At 67.8% G+C, this 19,796-nt stretch carries 2 protein-coding genes; both read right to left on the bottom strand.

Annotated features, from left to right (window positions below; translation table 11 throughout):
* Positions 1 to 82 precede the first annotated feature (82 nt).
* Complete coding sequence (locus ACFQ9R_RS03270) at positions 83 to 18,214, bottom strand: amino acid adenylation domain-containing protein (RefSeq protein ID WP_378989120.1); 18,132 nt, start codon at positions 18,212 to 18,214, stop codon at positions 83 to 85.
* 634 nt (positions 18,215 to 18,848) lie between these two features.
* Entirely contained in the window at positions 18,849 to 19,757 is a 909-nt protein-coding gene (locus ACFQ9R_RS03265; protein WP_378988582.1) for a hydrogen peroxide-inducible genes activator, read from the bottom strand.
* Positions 19,758 to 19,796: the final 39 nt, after the last annotated feature.

Here is a 19,796-nt window from a genome sequence, read left to right as displayed (position 1 = left end):
CGCTACACAATTGAACAACGTTCAAGATAGCAGGCGACCAGGTCGGTCTCGCAACCGGAGCGTGTGGGCGGACCTCACACGGTCATTGATCCAGTCGCGCGTTGAGAATCCGGGCGATCTCGGCGATCGCACCTGGTTGGGTCATCTCGAGGTGGGCTGCGTCGATATCGAAGCTCGACACCTGCCCGCGGACCACCCGCGCCCATCCCTCGTGACCCGCGACGTCGGATCGCCGGTCGCGTGTCGCGGTGAAATAGAGCATGTCGCTGTCCAAGACCGCCGGACGCCACGCACCGGCTGCCCGGACCGCCAGGTTGTAGGCATCGGTCAGGCGCTGGATCCGTGCCGCGTCGATGCCGAGGCTGCTTCCCAGATGTCGTTCGATCAGGTCGGCAGCCTCCTCGGCTGTCGCATCGGGGTCGATGAAATCGACGCCCATGACCGGGCCGAGATTGCTGATCAGCTCGCCGGCCGTCACGGCGCGCAGCGTCGACTCGTCGACACCGCCGACTTCGGCGTCCAACAGTGCCAGCAGCGCGACCTGTTCACCGGCGGCGCGCATCTCGACGGCAATAGCATGGGCGATCGCACCACCCAGTGACCAGCCGAGCAGGTGATAGGGGCCCTGTGGCTGAACCGCGCGAATCTCGTCGAAGTAGCGTGCTGCCATTTCTTCGATCGATGTAGGACCGGGGATCTCACCGCCGATCTGTGGCGCCTGGATGCCGTAGATCGGTCGGCCGTCGGAGAGGTAGCGGTCGAGTGTGCGGTAGCACCACGACAGGCCGACGGCCGGGTGGATACAGAACAGTGGCGCTCGGTCACCATCGGTCCGGATCGGCAACAGCGTGTCGAAGCCGGCATCGGTCCCGTCGACGGTCGAACCGGAGCGGATTCTGGATTCGATCCGCTTGGCCAGGTCGGCCGGGCAGGGATCGGACAGCATCCAGCTGATCGGCACCTCGTAGTCGAGTTCCTTGCGCAACTCGCTCACCACTTGCACCGACTTCAGCGAGTTACCGCCCAATGCGTAGAAGTCGTCGTCGGCGCCCACCCGATCCACGCCGAGCACCGTTCCGAAGGCCCGTGCGACCTCGCCTTCCAGCCACGACGAGGGCTCCCTGAACTCCGCTACCGAGAGCACCGGCTCCGGTAGCCGCAGACGGTCCAGCTTGCCCGACGAGTGGAAGGCCACCGAGTCGAGCACCATCATCGTGGCGGGCACCATGTAGTCGGGCAGTTTGGTCGCCGCGTGCGCGGCCACCGCCGCGGTATCGACCGTCGCGCCCGCGACAGGCACGAGGTAGCCGACCAGGTGCTCCATCGTACCGATGGGGCGCACCACCGCGATCGCCCGCGCGACGCTGGGGTGCTCGGAGAGTACTGCCTCGATTTCGCCGAGTTCGATGCGCAGGCCGCGCAGCTTCACCTGGAAATCGGTGCGGCCCAGGTAATCCAATTCGCCGGTCCGGCGCCAGCGCACCAAGTCGCCGGTGCGGTACAGGCGCCTGCCGTCACCGTACGGATCGGGCACGAACCGTTCCGCGGTGAGGCCCGGGCGTGACTGGTAGCCGCGCGCGAGCTGGGTGCCCGCCAGGTACAGCTCCCCGGCGACGCCGGGCGGTACCGGATGCAACCGGTCGTCGAGGACGTATGCGCGCGTGTTCCATACCGGTGAGCCGATCGGCATGGTCGCGCTCTCGGCTTCGCTCACCCGATGCGCGGTCGAGCACACGGTGCATTCGGTCGGCCCGTACAGATTGTGCAACTCGACCCCGGGCACCATTCGCCGTGCCGCGGCCACCGTCTCGGGGTCGAATGCCTCACCGCCCACCAGCAGCGTCCGCACCGACTCGAGCGACTGCGCGGGCGCCATGTCCGCCAGTACCGCCACCATCGACGGCACCAGCGCGGCGACCGTGACCCGCTGGGCGGCGATGGTTTCGGCGAGATAGGCCGGGTCGGTATGCCCGTAGGCTCGCGCGATCACCAGCCGCGCGCCCGCCGCCAGCGGCGCGAACAACTCCCACACCGACATGTCGAACGTAGCCGGGGACTTCAGCAGGGCGACGTCTTTCGGCGTCAGCGCGTAGGTCTCGTTGACCCACCGCACCTGGTTGACCACTGAACAGTGTGATACCGCGACGCCTTTCGGTCGACCGGTCGACCCCGACGTGAAGATCACGTACGCGACATTGTGCGATCGCAGCGGCGCGAGCCGATCGGCGTCGGTGACCGGCCCGTCGTCGAATCCCGACAGCTCCAGCCCATCGAGGGACGACAGCTCCAGCGCCGGTGCGGCGATGGACAGCATGTAGTCGATGCGGTCGGCCGGCAGGTCCGGATCGACCGGCAGGTATCCGCCCCCGGCGGCGTGCACCGCGTAGATGGTGACGACCTGGTCCAGTGAACGCCGCATCCGCAGCGCCACCAACGACTCCGGCCCCACTCCGCGGGAGATCAACCACCGCGCCAACCGATTGACGCGGGACGCGAATTCCGCATAGGTCAATGTCTGCTCTCCGGCTGTCACCGCGGGCCGATCCGCTCGCGCCAGCACGGAGTGAGCGAAGAGGGAGGGGAGCGTCTCCTCCGGCTGGAGGCTGTGATCGGTCGAATTCCACTGCGTCAGGATGGTTTCGCGCTCATCGTCGCCGAGCAGATCCACTTCGCGCACCGGCTGTGTCGCATCGGTCACCAGTTCGCCGAGCAATCGCAGCAGGCGATCGACGATCGCTGTCGCTGTCGTGGCGTCGAAGAGGTCGCTCGCGTAGATCACCCCGCCGCTGATGCCGGCCGGGTCACCGGCGGAGTCATAGGAATCCGACATCGTGATCAGCAGATCGAACAGCGCGATGTCGGTGTCGGCCGTCACGGCGGACGCCGAGAGCCCCGGAAGTTCGAACTGGGCCCCGCCGACGTTCTGGAATGCCAGCATCACCTGGAACAGTGGATGGTGGGCGTGCGACCGCACCGGGTTCAGCTCTTGCACCAGCCGCTCGAACGGAACATCGGCGTGTCCGAACGCGGCCAGATCGGTCCCCCGCTGGTGTTCGAGTAGCTGGGTGAACGTCATCCCCGGCGTCAACCGGGTCCGCAGCACCAGGGTGTTGACGAACATCCCGACCAGATCGTCGAGTTCGGGCTCGCCGCGTCCGGCGAACGGAGTGCCGATCGCGATATCGTCCGTATCGGCCAGCCGGGCCAGCGTGGCCGCCAGCGCGGCATGGAAGACCATGAACAGCGTCGTGTTGTGTTCTCGCGCGACCTGCTGCAATCCCGCGTGCAGATCGGCACCGACAGTGATCGGCACGCTCGCGCCCGCATGGGTCTGCACGGGCGGACGCGGTCGGTCGGTCGGCAGCCCCAGCAATACCGGGAGCTCGGCCAACTCGAGGGTCCAGTAGTCGATCTGGGCACGGAGCAGCGACTGGGGATCGTCTTCGGACCCCAATACCGTCCGCTGCCAGATCGCGTAGTCGGCGTACTGCACCGGCAACGGCGGCCGGCTCGGCGACTCCCCGAGCAGGTGAGCTGTGTACGCCGTCATCATGTCCCGTGCCAGCGGGCCGAGCGAGGACCCGTCGCAGGCGATGTGATGCACCACCACGGCCAAGACCCACTCGTCCCGCCCGAGCTCGAACAACCGCACCCGCACCGGCGCCTCGACCGTCACATCGAACACCGTCGAGACGAACGCCGACAACGACTCGGCCAGTTCGGGTTCCGCGACCGAGGTCACGGTCAGCGGCGGATACGCGTCAGCGGCGGAAAGGACCACCTGCGACGGCTCGCCGTCGGCATACGGGTATACGGTCCGCAGTACTTCGTGCCGATCCAGGACATCCTCGATCGCCGCGCGCAACGCGTCGAGATCCAGCTGTCCGGACAGCCGCAGCACCATCGGAATGCTGTAGGCGGCCGAGCCGGGCTCGAGCCGGTTCAGGAACCACATCCGCTGCTGTGCGTACGACAGGGGAATTCGCCGCGGCCGTGGCTGCGCGGTCAGCGCTACCCGACCGGTATCGGCGTGCGATTCGGCGCGCGCGGCCAACCTCTCGACCGTCGGCGCTTCGAAGATCATCGACACCGGGATGGTCACGTCGAGCGCGGCACCGATCCGCGCGGCTACCCGGGTGGCCACCAGGCTGTTGCCGCCGAGGTCGAAGAAGTCGTCGTCGGCGCCGACGGGACCGTCGTTGCCGAGGACGTCGGCGAAGACGCCCGCCACTATTTCCTCCGCCGGTGACACCGGTGCCCGGAACCGCTTGGCCTGGACGACGGGTGCGGGCAGGGCCGCGCGGTCGAGCTTTCCGTTCGGCGACAAGGGGATCGCGTCGAGGATCATCACCGCGGCGGGCACCAGGTACGACGGCAGCGCCTCGACCAACGCCGCGCGCAACTGTTCGCCCGAGATGCTCGCGCCGGTTTCGGGGACCGCGTAGGACACCAACTGTGCCGGACCGGTGCCCGCACGCCACGGCACCGTGACCGCGTAGGCCACCTCCGCCTGGGCGTTCAGCACCGCGTCGATCTCGCCCAGCTCTACCCGGTAACCACGGATCTTCACCTGGAAATCGTTGCGCCCCAAGAACTCCAGATCGCCGTCGGTCTTCCAGCGCACCACATCACCGGTCCGGTACATGCGGCGTCCCGGTTCCCCGAACGCGAGCGCCACGAACCGCACCGCGTCGAGAGCCGCCCTGTTCAGGTACCCGCGCGCCAGCGCCGGACCCGCGAGATACAACTCTCCGGCCACCCCCACCGGCACCGGCCGCAGCCGGTCATCCAGGACCAGTGCCTGGATCCCCGGCAGCGGGACGCCGATCGTCGGCCGACCATCCGGTTGCAGCGCGCGCGTCGCCGTGGCGAGCATCGTGGCCTCGGTCGGCCCGTACAGCACCTGGAACTCCCGGGCGCCCGCGACGTCGGTGCCCGCCCATCGGCTCACCAGATCCGCCGGGACCTCCTCACCACCGGACAACACCATCCGCAGGTCGTCGAGCCCGGCCGGATCCACCGACGCGAGCGCGGCCGGGGTGATGAAGGCGTGGGTGACCCGCTGCACGCGCAGGAACTCGGCCAGCTCGTCGCCGCCGTAGATCCCCGTCGGCGCCACGATGAGCGCACCGGCTCGACTGGCCGCGATCAGGATCTCCATCACCGCGGCGTCGAACGACGGCGACGCGAAATGCAACACCCTGGACGTGTGCCGCAGCTCTCGGTCGGCACGCCGCCCGGCGACGAAGCCGGCGATGCCGGAATGTGTGATGGCGACGCCCTTCGGCACTCCGGTGGATCCGGAGGTGAAGACCACGTAGGCGACATCCGAGGCTCGCAACGGCCGCGTCCGCTCGTCGTCGCCGATCGGGCCGCTCGCCGCCGCGTCGATCCGCGCGGCGACGGCCGGGTCGTCGAGCACGATCCAGTCCACCGAATCGGGCAGCTGGGCACGCACCGAGGACACCGTAACCCCCAGCGTCGCACCGGAATCCGACACCATCTGCTCGATCCGGCTGTGGGGGTAGCTCGGGTCGACCGGCACGTATGCCGCACCCGACCGCACCACCGCCCACCACGCGACGACCGACTCCGCCGACCGCGCTGCTGCCACCAGCACCGGATTCTCCGGTCCGGCGCCACGGCGGATCAGCACCCTCGCCAGCCGGCTCGATCGTTCGTCCAGCTGCGTATACGACAGCGTGGCATCCCCCGCGACGACGGCGATACCGTCGCCGTTGTCCCGGACGGCCGAGGTGAACACCTCCGGCAGCAATCCGGACGGTTCCAGCGCCGCCACGGTGTGCGCCCCGACCCGCGAGGTGAGCGACGAGCGCTCGTCGGCTTCCAGCCAGTCGATATCGCCGACTACTACGGCCGGATCGTCGGCGACGGCTTCCAGTACCCGCACCAGCCGCCGGACGATCGCCGCTGCGGTCACCTCGTCGAACAGATCCCGAGCATAGGTCAACATTCCCGACATACCCTGCGCGGATGAATCGGACAGCACCAGCTGCAGATCGAACTGGATCGCCTCGGTATCCACCTCTGCCCGGGCCACCCGGACGTCGGGCAGCACCACTTCGATCGTCGACACGTTTTGGAACGCCAAGGCCACCTGGAACAACGGATGTCGTGCCGCCGATCGCTCCGGGTTCAACTCCTCCACGACCCGCTCGAACGGCACGTCCGCGTGCTCGAACGCCAGCAGGTCCGTCTGCCGGGTGCGCATCAGCAACTCGGCGAACGGCTCGCCCGTATCCACGCGGGTCCGCAAGGCCAGCGTGTTCACGAACATCCCCACCAGATCGTCGAGACCAGGCTCGCCCCGTCCCGCGACCGGGGTGCCGATCACGACGTCATCGCTGCTGCTCAGCCGCCCCAACACCGCTGCCAGCGCCGCGTGCATCACCATGAACAGCGACGACCCTCGCGACCGTGCCAGCGCGACCAGCCGCTCGTGCAGGCTCGCACCGATCTCCACCGGTACCCGGCCTCCCGACAGCGATGCGACGGCCGGGCGTGGGCGGTCCGCCGGAAGTTCCAGCCGGTCCGGTGCACCCGCGAGCGTCGAGCGCCAGAACTCCAACTGCTCCGACATCAACGACGCCGGATCGTCCGCGGCCCCCAGCATCTGCCGTTGCCACCACGCGAAATCCGCGTACTGCACAGCGAGCGGCTCCCACAGCGGTGCCTGCCCGGCCAGTCGCGCGGCATAGGCCACCATCACGTCACGCGCCAGCGGCCCCATCGACTGACCATCGCCCGCGATGTGATGGACCACGAGCACCAGCAGGAATTCTCCTGTGTCACTGTCGCGCTCGGCGCCCAGCTCGAACAAGCCCACGCGCATCGGCACCCGGACGGTCACATCGAATCCACGCCGCACGAACTCGCCCACCACCTCCTGGACGGAATCCGCGGGCACTCGCACCGCCCGCACCGGCACCGCGGTCTCGTCGAGAACGACCTGGCGCGGCTCACCGGCGACTTCTGGATATATCGTCCGCAATACTTCGTGGCGCGCGACCACATCGGCGAGCGCGGCAGCCAGCGCTTCGGTGTCCAGCCGTCCGGACAGCCGCAGCATCACCGGAATGCTGTGCACCGCCGAATCCGGCTCGAACCGGTTCAGGAACCACATCCGCTGCTGGGCCAGCGACAGCGGCACGGAGTCGGGGTGGGCTCCCGGCAGCAGAGGCAACCGGCCCCCACCGCTGAGCGCCGCGGCGAGACCGGCCAATCCGCCGACGGTCGGCGCCTCGAAAACCGACCGCACCGGCACTCGCGTATCCAGGGCAGCGCCGAGGCGCGCCACCACCATCGAGGCGCTCAGGGAATCGCCGCCCAGCGCGAAGAAGTCGTCGTCGACTCCCACCCGGTCCACGTCGAGCACCTGCTCGAATGTCCGCGCGACCAACTCTTCCAACCCCGGCGACGGCGCCCGGAATTCTCGCGTGACGGACACCGGCTCGGGCAGCCGCTCGCGATCCAGCTTCCCGTTGACGGTCAGCGGCACCTCGTCCAGCACCATCACCGTGGACGGCACCATGTACCGGGGCAGCACCTCGGCCAGTGCCGCACGCAACTGCTCGCCCGATACCTGCGTCCCCGGCGCGGGCACGACATAGGACGCCAGCACCGCCGCTCGCGCGCCGTCGCGGCGCGGCACCGTGACCGCGTACGCCACATCCGCCCGCGCATCGAGCACCGCGTCGATCTCCCCCAGCTCGATCCTGGTGCCGTGCACCTTCACCTGAAAATCGTTGCGCCCCAAGAATTCCATCTCGCCGTCGACGCCACGGCGCACCACGTCACCGGTGCGGTACATGCGCTGACCCGGCTCCGCGAACGGGCACGCGACGAACCGCGACGCGGTCAACCCCGTCCTGGCGGCGTACCCGTCGGCCAAGCCGGGACCGAACAGATACAGCTCGCCCTCGACACCGTGTGGCACGGGCCGCAACCAGGTATCGAGCACGACGACCGCGACGGGGCCGACCGGCCTGCCGATCGTGATCGCGGCATCGGGCGCCAGTGCGTCGCTGGCGGTAGCCCAGATCGTGCTTTCGCTCGGCCCGTAGAGATTGACCATGGTGCGGTGCGGCGCCCACCGATCGACCAGTTCCGGCCCGACCGGCTCACCGGCTGTCGCCAGCACGCGCAGCCCGTCGAGACCGTCACACGAGACTGTCGCCAGCGCAGAGGGAGTGATCACCACGTGCGAGATATGTTCGCGACCGATCAGATCCGCCAGCTCGGGTCCGGCGTAGACATCGGGAGGCGAGACGACCAGTCGGCCGCCCGAGCCGTGCGCCATCAACAACTCGAACACCGAGGCGTCGAAGCTGGGCGAGGCTACCTGCAGCACCACCGAACTCGGGTCGACGCCGAGAATCCGCCGCTGCGCCGCGACGATATCGGCCAGGCCGCGATGGCTGACGAGCACACCCTTGGGCATACCGGTCGACCCGGAGGTGTAGCTCACGTACACGGTCTGATCCCGCCGGATCGGACCGCCGCGTTCGGCATCGGTGATCGGCACCGCGGCAACCGAATCCGCGGCGTCGAGCATCTGCTCCTGGTCGAGGACCAGCCAGTCGACGCCATCGGGAAAGTGCGCCCCGGCGGAGGAGTCGGTCAGCCCGAGCACGGCTTTCGAATCCGACAGCAGAAAGTCGATCCGCTCCGGCGGCAGGGTCGGGTCTATCGGCAGGACTGCGGCACCGGTCTTCGCCACGGCCCACAGGGTCACCGTCGCCGCCAGGGATCGCGGAAGCACCGAGGCGACGACCTGTCCACGCCGGACGCCGTGCCGCAGCAGGACCCGGGCCAGACGTGCGGATCGCTCGTCGAGCTGCCGGTACGTCATGGCGGTCGCACCGCATCGCACGGCGATGGCGTCGGGTTCGGCGGTAGCGCACGCGGTGAGGATCCGGTCCAGCGTGTCCGGGATTTCCGGTTCCGCACCCGAAACCGGCCACGACGGCCCCGGTTCCTGGTCGAGCGGCAGCTCACCCAGCCGTAGGTCGGCGTCGACGGCGATCCGGCCGAGCAACTCGACGAAGCGGTCGAGGATCCGGCGCGCCGCCGCGGTGTCGAACGCGCGGTCGTGGAATCGCAGGGTGATCCGCAGTGCCTGTGCTTCGCCGTGCACGGACTGTTTCGGCGCCACGACCAGGCTCAGCGGGTACGGCGTCGCGTCGACACCGCTGAGTTCGTCCACCCGCAGGCCCGCCGACTCGATGAGTTGCTGTAGTGCCGTCCGGTCGACGGGGAACGATTGGAAGGTGACGGCGGTGTCGAAGAGTTCGGGCAGACCGACGCTGCGGTGAATCTCGGGCAGGCCGATGTGGTGATGATCCAGCATGCGAGCGTGCCGCTCCTGAATGCCGGTCAGCAACTCGCGCACCGTCATGGTGGGTTCGAGCGGGACTCGCACGGGAATCGTGGTCAAGAACATGCCGAGCGTCTGCTCGACCCGCGGTAACTCCGGTGGCCGTCCCGACACCGCGGATCCGAAGATCACATCGGTCTCACCGGTCAGGACGCGCAGATTCAGGGCCCAGGCCGCGGCGACCGCCGTATTGATGGTGACGGCCGACTCGGCTGCCACTCGACGGAGACCTCCGAAACGATCTGCCGTCAGCTCGGCCTCGATTTCGGCGGCGGATACCGAACCCGTCGCGAGCACGTCGCGCGACACCCGGGTGGGTGCGTCGACATCCGAAAAGGCCTGTGCCCATGCCGCCTTGGATGCGGCGGCGTCCTGGCGCCCCAGCCAGGACAGATAGTCGCGGTAGGAGGGTGCGGGTCCGGCGGAGTCGATATGGGTGGGAGACCCGTAGTAGTCGAGCAGTTCTCGCATCAGCAGCGGCATCGACCAGCCGTCCAGGATCACATGGTGATTCGTGACGAGCAGCCGGAAGGACCCCGCGTCGAGACGGATCAGCGTCAAGCGCAGGAGCGGAGGAGCCGACAGGTCGAATCCCGCCGCCGCGTCCGCCGCGGCGATCGTTGCCGGGTCGGCCGGGGATTCCGCGTCGCGGTCACCGGCGAGATCGATCTCCCGGAATCCGATCTCGGCATGGTCGAGCACGATCTGACGGGGCCCGCCCGCGGTCTCGACGAAGGCGGCCCGCAGGATGTCGTGCCGGTCGACCACGGCCTGCGCGGCACGGCGCAAGCGCTCACCGTCGACCTCGCCGGAAAATCCGATCATCGTCTGGACGGTGTAGTTGTCCCCGGCATCCGGGTCGAACGTCGAGTGGAAATGCACACCGGACTGCATGGGCGACAACGGCCAGACGTCGGACAGGCCGTGGTATTGCTGCTCGAGCCGATCGATGTCGGGTTGGGTGAGGGCGACGAGCGGAGAATCCGAGGCGCGTTCCACCGGCGGGGCCCCATCGCCGTCGGCCATCGCGGCGAGGGCGGCAACTGTCTTGCCTTCGAAGACATCTCGCGGCGTGAGCGTGAGCCCGGCGGATCGCGCCAGCGCCACCAGTCGCATCGAGACGATGCTGTCCCCGCCGAGCGCGAAGAAATTGCTGTCGGCGGACACGGTGTCGAGATGGAGCACGTCGGCGAAGAGTTTCGCCATGACCTGTTCGGTATGCGTCGACGGCATTCTGCCGTCCGCGGCGTGGGCATCGAAGGACCTCTGCCGCAATGCTTTCCGATCGAGTTTTCCGGTCGGTGTGCGCGGCATCTCTTCGAGCTGCACGATCGCCGCGGGGTTCATATAGCGCGGTAGCGTGCGCGACAGATCGTCGCCGAGTGCCACCACGTCGACCACGGCGCCCGAGGCGGAGACGAAATAGGACACCAGCACCGGTTCGTCGGCAGGCCCCTTCACCACGACGGTCGCGACGCTCGCCACCTCCGGGTGCAGAGCCAGGTGCGCATCGATTTCCCCCGGCTCGATCCGCAGACCGTGGATCTTGACCTGCTGATCGCCTCGACCCAGATATTCCAGTGCCAATCCGGCGCGACCGCGCACCCAGCGCACGGAATCACCGGTGCGGTAGATCCGTTCGCCGCGAAGCGATCGCGGATCCGCGACGAAGCGCGACGCGGTCACACCCGGTCGACCGACGTACCCGCGGGCGAGTCCGGGCCCACCGATATAGAGTTCGCCCACGACACCGACCGGCACCGGTCGCAGCCACCGGTCGAGAACCATCGCCGACGCGCCTCGGATCGGGCCGCCGATCGTCACCAGTTCGCCGGGTACCAGGGCGTCCGACCCCGTCGCCCAGATCGTGCACTCGGTCGGTCCGTAATGATTCATCAGCCGTCGGCCGTGCCCCCACCGGTTCACGGTGTCCGGCTCGGTCGCTTCGCCGACGACCGCGAGCGATGTCAACGACGGTGTCCGGGACGGATCCATGGTTTTCAGCACCGACGGGGTGATGATCGCGTGCGACACCTGCTGCGACCGAAGCAATTCCTCGAGGTCGGTCCCGGCGTACACCTCCGGCGGCGACACCACGAGACCGGCGCCACTCCCGTGCGCCAACAGCAACTCCGACAAGCAGGCGTCGAAGCCCGGCGACGCGACCTGCAGCACCACCGAACCCGGACCGACACCGAAGGCGTCGACCTGCGCCGCGACGAGGTCGGCCAGGCCGCGATGGCTGAGGTGGACCGCCTTCGGTTTGCCGGTCGATCCGGACGTATAGATCACGTATGCCGCGTTGTCGGCCGACAGCCGATCGGCCCCGGCCGAGACTTCGGACAGACGGGGAAGATTTTCGTCAGCATCCGTAGCCGCAGCGTCCAGCGTCAACCAGTCGACGGTGTCCGGAAGGCTCGGTGCGACATCGCTGGTCGTCACGCCGAGACCGGTCCGGGAGTCGGACAACAACTCCGCGATCCGCGCGGCGGGATTGCCGGGATCCAACGGCAGGAAGGCGGCGCCTGTCTTCGCCACCGCCCAGATGGCGACCACCAGTTCAGCCGAACGGGGAACGGCCAACGCGACGATCGACTCGGCGCGAGCACCATGGCGGGCCAGCAGATGTGCGAACTCGTCGGCGCGGCGCTCCAGCTCACGATAGGTCCACGTGGTGTCGCCGCACCGCAGGGCCACGGCATCCGGATACCTGCGCGCGGTCTCCCACAGGATGTCGCGCAGCACGAGCTCCGCGGCGGGCGGCTCCTCGCTGCCGACCGAAAGCAGTTCCGCGCGTTCGGAATCCCAGCAGGAGGAGATCGCGGCGACGTTGCGGGCGGGATTCCTGACGATCTGCGTGAGAAGAAGCTCGAAGCGTTCGAGCAGCGTACGGACCTCGGCCGAATCGAATCGGTCGGTGGCGAATTTCAGCGTCACCGTGTAGGTGCTCGGCTCGTCGGCGGCATCCGATCGCCGGTCGCGACTCGACCGCGGCGGGGACACTTGCAAACTCAGTGGATACGGCGTGGCGTCGTGTGCGTCGATCTCGACGAACCGCAAGCCGGCGTCGGAGAGATTGCGCGCCAGCAGTTCCCGGTCGAGCGGATACGACTCGAGCACCGTCGCGGTGTCGAACATGTCGGTGATGCCGGTGGCCCGTTGCAGCTCCGCCAAGCCGATGTACTGATGATCCAGCATGGCGGCTTGCTCGGATTGCACGCGGACGAGCAGGTCGCCGACGGTTTCGCCGGGGTCGAGGCGGACTCGGACGGGCAGCGTGTTGACGAGAAGCCCGACCATGCGCTCGACATCCGGAATCTGCGGCGGGCGGTGCGCGATCGTATTGCCGAAGACCACGTCCGACCGTCCGGTCAGCGCGGCCACCAGTAGTGCCCATGCCACCTGCAGGGCCGTGTTGGCGGTGACGCCGTGTGAGCGGCCCAGATCGAGAAGCGCTGCGGTGGTCGCCGCGTCCAGGTTCAGGTCGACCTCACCGACGTGCGCGGCGACGGACCGATCCGGCCTGCCCGTGACCCGTGTCGGACTGTCGATTCCGGCGAGCGTCTCCCGCCACGCGGCGATTGCGGCGTCGCGATCCTGCGCCTGCAGCCACCGCAGATACTCCCGGTACGAACGAGGGGGCGCGAGCTCGGCGGTGTCGCCATCGGAGGTGTACAAGGAGAGCAGCTCGTGGATCAGCAGAGGCATCGACCAGCCGTCGAGCACGAGGTGGTGGTTGGTGACCAGCAACTGGAAAGTATCGACGCCGGTGCGCACCAGGTGGAAACGCACCAGCGGTGGATGGGCCGGGTCGAACGGAGCCACTGCCGCCCTCGCGAGTCGCCGAAGTGCTCGCGCCCGCCTGCCCCCATCGCTGATGCCGGCGAGATTCGACTCGCCCCAATCGACTTCGGTGTCGCGCAGGACGATCTGCCGTGGCCCATCGACACTCTCGACGAACGCCGTCCGCAGGCTGTCGTGCCGGTCGATGAGCACCTGCGCGGCGCGGCGCATCCGCGCACCGTCCACCTGCCCGGCGAAGGTCAGCGCCACCTGCACGATGTAGCCGTCGTCGCCGTCGCGGTCGTAGATGGTGTGGAACAGCAGCCCGGACTGCAAGGCGGTGAGCGGCCACACATCGATCATCGACGGGTATTTCCCCAGCCAGTGGTCGACATCGTCCTGCGATACGGCGGTGAGCGGGAAGTCGGAGGGCGTGAAGCCGTAGCCGGTGTCGGATCGGACGTGGTCGGCGAGTGCCCCCAGCGCGCGAGCCCACAGCCCGGTGAGCTCGTCGACCTCCTCGGCACCCAATATCTGCGAGGCGAATTCCCAGGTCACGTCGAGTTCGAGCCCGTCGCGACCTTCCTCGGCGATCGCGTTGACATCGAGCACGGCCGGCAGCGCCATCCCCGGATCGCTCGTCGCGGTCAGTGCGGTGAACTCGGTGGTGGGCGCCCAGGGCATCGAGCGTTCAGCGACACTGACCCGCCCGAGGTAGTTGAAGCTGATCTGAGGTTCGGGCAAGTCCGCGAGCTCGGCGCGGCCCTGGGGATCGAGATGACGCAGCACCTGGTAGCCGATGCCGTTGTCCGGCACCGCGCGCAACTGCTCCTTCACCTGTTTGATCGCCAGTCCAGCACCTGCGCCGCCGGCCAGCGCGTCATCGAGATCGACACCGTCCCAGTCGATCCGGACCGGGAAGCGGGTGGTGAACCAGCCCACGGTGCCACTGAGATCGACGCCGGGCACGGCCCGCTCCTCACGGCCGTGTCCCTCCAGCGAGATCAGCTCGCCCGCGGTCGCCTCCGTACCGCGCCTGCGCCGCCACTCACCGAGTGCCAGTACCAGCGCCGCGAGCAGCGGATCGTTGGCACTGCAGTGGAAACGGTCCGGAATGGTGGTGAGAACCGCCTCGGTGACCGCTGCCGGAATGCGCTGGTGGACCCGGCCCGCCGTGGCGCCGACGTCACGATCCGGAACCAGACGGCGCGATCCGAGAAGCTGATCACCCCGCGCGAGGACGTCGTTCCACCTGTCGAGCTCCGCCGACCGTCTGCCCGGCGCCCACTCGACCAGGCCGTGCGCCCACCGCCGGAACGAGGTGGTGATCGGGCCGAAATCCGGTTCGCCGCCGTCGGAGATCTGCGCCCAGGCCCGCGCGAGGTCGGCGAGGAGGATGCGCCACGACACCACGTCGACGGCGAGATGGTGAATCACCAGCCACATCAGGTCGGGTCCCGAGCCGTGGAGATCCCGCATCCAGACGGCTTGAACGAGCACACCCTTGCCCGGGTCCAATCGATCGGCGGCCTGCTGCAGGTGGCGGTCGACCTCGGCGGCGTCCCGTCGATCGAGGCGAACATCGACAAGCGCGGCGTCCGGGTCGACCGCGTTCGGCTCGAGTACCTCGACGTAGCTATCAACCGAATCGCCGCGCAAGACCGCGCGCAGCATGTCGTGGCGGTCCAGCAGGGATCCCACTGCGCGCACGAGGCCCGCTCGATCGACCCCATCGGGCAGCTGCACGAGCGCGGCCTGCGCGAATCGGTCGTAATGACCCCGATCCAGCATTGCGCACATGATCGGCGACAACGGCAGCGGCCCGACGCCGCCGCCGGGCAACTCGGCCAACTCGGGCGTATCGCTTGATTTCGTCGCCGTGGCCGCCAAGCCCGCAACGGTCTTGTGCACGAACACATCCTGTGTGGAGAAACTCAGGCCATCGGCTTTGGCCCGCGCCACCAGCTGGATCGACAGAATGCTGTCGCCGCCCAGGGCGAAGAAGCTGTCGTCCGCCCCGACCAGAGGCACGCCGAGCACCTCGGTGAACAGCCGTGCGATCGCCTTCTCCCGGGCGGTGGCCGGCGGCCGGCCGACCGGCGCGGTCCCGAACTCCGGCTTCGGCAGAGCGCTGCGATCGAGCTTGCCGAAGGCGTTCACCGGGAGGCTGTCCAACGCGATGATCACCGCCGGAACCATCTGCGGCGGCAGCGAATCACGGGCGAAGCGCTGGAGTTCGAGCGGTTCGATCCGACGGCCGCTGACCGGGACCACATACGACGCCAGCACGGTCGTGCCCGCGTTGTTGTGCACCGGCACCGTCACGGAAAGATCCACGTCCTCGTGTGTGGTGAGCGCGGTGTCGATTTCACCCGGTTCGATCCGGTAGCCACGGATCTTGACCTGGAAGTCGCCGCGTCCCAGCAATTCCAGCGCCATCTCGGCGTTGTCGCCGGTCCAGCGCGCGATGTCGCCGGTGCGGTACATCCGCTCGCCCGCGCCGCCGTACGGGTCCGCGACGAACCGGGCGGCGGTTTCGACGAACAGATGGCTGTATCCGCGGGCCAATCCCGGCCCGGCGAGATACAGCTCGCCCGCGGTGCCGTTCGGCACCGGTTGGAGCGTTCGGTCCAGCACCATCGCCGCGACGCCACGAAGGGGGCCACCGACCAGGTGGGCGTGACCGGGTCCGAGCACGCCGCCGGCGGCGGTCACGGTGGCCTCGGTGGGACCGTATTCGTTGTACATGGACAACGACGACGCCCACCGCTCGATGACGTGCGGTGGACAGACGTCGCCGCCGACCACGAGCACGCGCACGTCGGTCGCCGGATGCGGGTCCACGGTCGCCAGCATCGTGGGCGTCAGGGTCAGGTGGGTCACGTGCTCGTCGGCCAGCAGTCGCGTGAGCGGCTCGCCGCCGGTCACCTCGGGCGGCACGATCACCAGCGCGGATCCGCTCGCAAAGCAGGTCAGAAACTGTTCCATGGAGGCGTCGAAACTGGGCGAGAGCGCATACGACACCCGAGAGGTCGCGTCTATTCCGTAGGTGGCGGCGCGGTCGGCAATCAGATTCGCGAGGCCGGTGTGCGTGACCTGAACGCCTTTCGGCGTTCCGGTGGATCCCGAGGTATAGGTGATGTAGGCGATGTTGGACGGGCGCAGTGGCCGGATACGGTCGTCGTCGGAAATCGGCCCGCTGTCGGCGCCGCCTTCCCCCAGGGTCGCGGGATCATCGAGAACCACGCACCGCGTGGCCGGTGGGACTCGGTCGCGCAAGTCGTCGATCGTGATCGCCACGGTCGCGCCGCTGTCGGCGACCATGTGTTCTACCCGCTTGCGCGGGTACTCGGGGGCCAGCTGGACCACCGCGGCCCCGCATTTCGCGATCGCCCATGTCGCCACCACGGATTCGACCGAGCGTCGCAGCATGATCGCCACCGCCGCATCCGGGCCACAACCCAGAGCTATCAGATGCCGGGCCAGCTGGGAGGATCTGTCGTCCAGCTCGCCGTAGGTCATCGTCTGCCCGGCCGAGACGATCGCGCACGCACTGCGATCCCGGCGCGCGCTCTCGGTCAGAATCTCGGGAAGCAGCCGTGTTTCGACTCCGCTCGGCCCCCGCACCCGCGGCAGGGTGGACCGCTCGTGTACGTCGAGCAGCGACAATCCGCTGACTCGACATTCCGCTCCCCCGGCGAGGAACTCGTGCAGGAACATGCGGAACCGCCGGTGGTGACCCGCGAGCTCGTCCGGGGTGTAGGCGTTCGGATTTCCCTGGAAGTCGATATGCGTACTGTCTTTGCCCGCACCCGGGTAGATATTGACGAAAAGGTCGGCGGTAGGGCCTGAGGTGAGGACGTTGAGGCGGCCTGTCGTGTTGCCGAGCACAACCTCGTTCTCGATCAGCATCAGGTTCACGGCAGGCCCGAAGGACGCCGCCTCGTCGCGCGCGATCCCCATATCGTGGAATATGTCCTCCTGGCGGTAGCGCTGCCGCCGCAGTGCACTCGTCAACTCACTTTGCACCGCGGCGATCAGTTCACCGACGTTGCGGCCGGCCACCCGCACCCGCAGCGGCACCACATTCGCCACCATCCCCCCGGAACGGCGCAGCACGGCGGAGTGCCGACCCGAAACCGGCAGGCTCAGCATCACTTCGTCGCTTCCGGTCATCCGCGCGAGATAGGCGGCGAACGCCGCGACGATGGTCGGAGCCACGCTCTGACCATGTTCGAGCGCGACGCTTGTCAGCAGACGCGCGGTGGCGTCGGGCAGCTCTGTGCTGACCAGCGCCGGATGGATGGTGGGCTTGCCGACGCGACCGGCCAGGCTGACGGCGGGCGGCGCGCCTGCCAGATGCTCCAGCCAGTAGTTGCGGTCGTTGTCGAAACGTGTCGAACCCCGGTACGCCAGGTCCTGCTCGACGATGACCTCCAGGTCCTGCGCCGCGCACGATGCCGGTTCCTCGGACTTCACCCAAGCGTTGTACAGCTCGGTCATCCTGTGCAGCATCGTTACCGCGGCGAATCCGTCGAGCGCGATGTGGTGCGCGCGCTGGTACCACAGGACATGGTCCTCGCCGACCCGGAACACGATGCTCGTCACGAGGTCGTCGTTCAGCATGTCCAGCGGAGCGGAATAGTCCTGAGCCATCATCGCGCGCGCGGTCGCCACCGGATCGGCATGATGGCGCAGGTCCACGACCGATACCGGACCTCCACGGTCCTCGTCGACGAACTGACAGGGCTCTCCATCGACCTCGATCAGTCGCGTATGCCCGGATCCGAACTCGCGACTGGCGGTTCTGCAGGCCTCGGCAAGCAGTTCGGCGTCCACCTCTCCGACGACCTCGACGTATTGGGCCACAGAAATCGGTGACGATTCGGTGAGGTGCTGGGCAAACCAGATCCCCCGCTGCGCCGCCGTCAGCGGAAAGATTTCGAATGACGGGTGTCCGCTGCCGTTGGACCCAGCGCCGGAACCGTTACCGGAATCCTTTTTTTGGGAATAGCGGAATGAGCCGATTTCCAACCGCTTCGACCGGTCCTGACTGTCATCGATGCGACTCTTTCGGCCCATTTCGACCTCCCCTCTTACAGCTCACTTCAAGATGTCGATTATATAGCCACAAAGTTGCCGAATCCGATTGCCGGAACCTTTCAACATGGTCACGAACACAGAAAGGACGTTTAGGACGTCGCCGCCGTGGCGATCGGCATCCCGACCTGGCCTGCCCCTGTTCGACATCCTCTCCGGTGGGCCGTTTCGGCCGTCCGCGCATAGTCGGATCACCCGCGGAACATGCATCGGGTACCGAATTCAGCACGATTCGGAATCGATCCACAAAGGTGGCGCAGACACTTGCCGCACCGCTCCGATCGCTATACCGTGTCGTGGGGGCTGTGGACCGAACTCCCCGGCTGCAGCATTCCCGAACACGTGAATGCCAATAGTTAACTGCAATGATTCTAGCGCTGATCGAAGCAACCGACACATCGCTGGATCACCGAGAAGTTATTTGATTTGCGATGCTAAAAATCCGCTCGCCCTCCGGTGGCGAGCGGAGAAAAGTCCATTTTGCGAAATTTATTCCGCAACTATGACAATTCGCCTGGCTCGATAACGAGCCCACTGTCACACAAGCATTGTCCGAGCAGCACGCAGATCAGAAAGGGCGCTTGGATCGGATGACCGCCGCGAGGTATTCGTAGTCCGCGGCCCGCGCGGAAGACCCTCGATACGCGAGCCCGATCGTGCGACCGGGAGCGGGGGCCGTGAAGCGGGCGGTGCCCAGATTCGCGCGCGCGGTCTCGGCGGCCACGGCCATCTCCGGGATGAGCGTCACCCCGAGCCCGCCGGCCACACACTGCACGACGGTGGTCAGCGAGGCGGCACGGGTATCGCCGACCGTCCCGGGTTGCACGTCGGCCGAGCGGCACAGGTCCAGAGTCTGATCGCGCAGACAGTGGCCCTCGTCGAGCAGCAACAGCGGCAGGTCGGCGAGCGCGGGCGCGGCCAGGTCGGTGCGGCCGGCCAGCTCGTGCCCGCGGGGCGTGACCAGCACGAATTCCTCGCTGTAGAGGGGGATCTCGACCAGGCCGTTGGCTTCGGTCGGCAGGGCGAGCACCGCCACGTCGAGCACACCGGTGCGCAACCCGTCCAGCAGCCGCGCGGTCTGGTCCTCCACCACCTGGGGTAGCACCCCTGGCAGTTTGCGGCGCAACTCGGGCAGCAGTCCGGGCAGCACGTACGGGGCGACGGTCGGAATGATGCCCACGCGCAGCGTGCCGCCGAGGGTGTCGCCGGTCGCCGAGGCGACGAATCGATCGGCGGCTTCCAGGGTCGCCATGGCCTGCGGCAGCAGTCGCATTCCGGCGGCGGTCACCAGCACGCGGCGGGTGCTGCGCTCGATCAGCTGGAGCCCGAGTCCGTTTTCCAGTGATGCCAGTGCCTGCGATAACGTGGGTTGACTCACAGTCAAACGCGCTGCGGCGGTGCCGAAATGCCGGTATTCGGCGACGGCCACGAACGCACGCAGCTGCGACAGGGTTGGCTGATAAGTCTGATCACTCACGCCTATCAGTGTACGACCAGCAATCGGCTTTACCTTTCA

Origin of the sequence: Nocardia sp. NPDC056541, from assembly GCF_042794235.1 — a bacterium.
Taxonomy (GTDB): domain Bacteria; phylum Actinomycetota; class Actinomycetes; order Mycobacteriales; family Mycobacteriaceae; genus Nocardia.
This window is presented reverse-complemented; position numbering and strand designations above follow the sequence as displayed.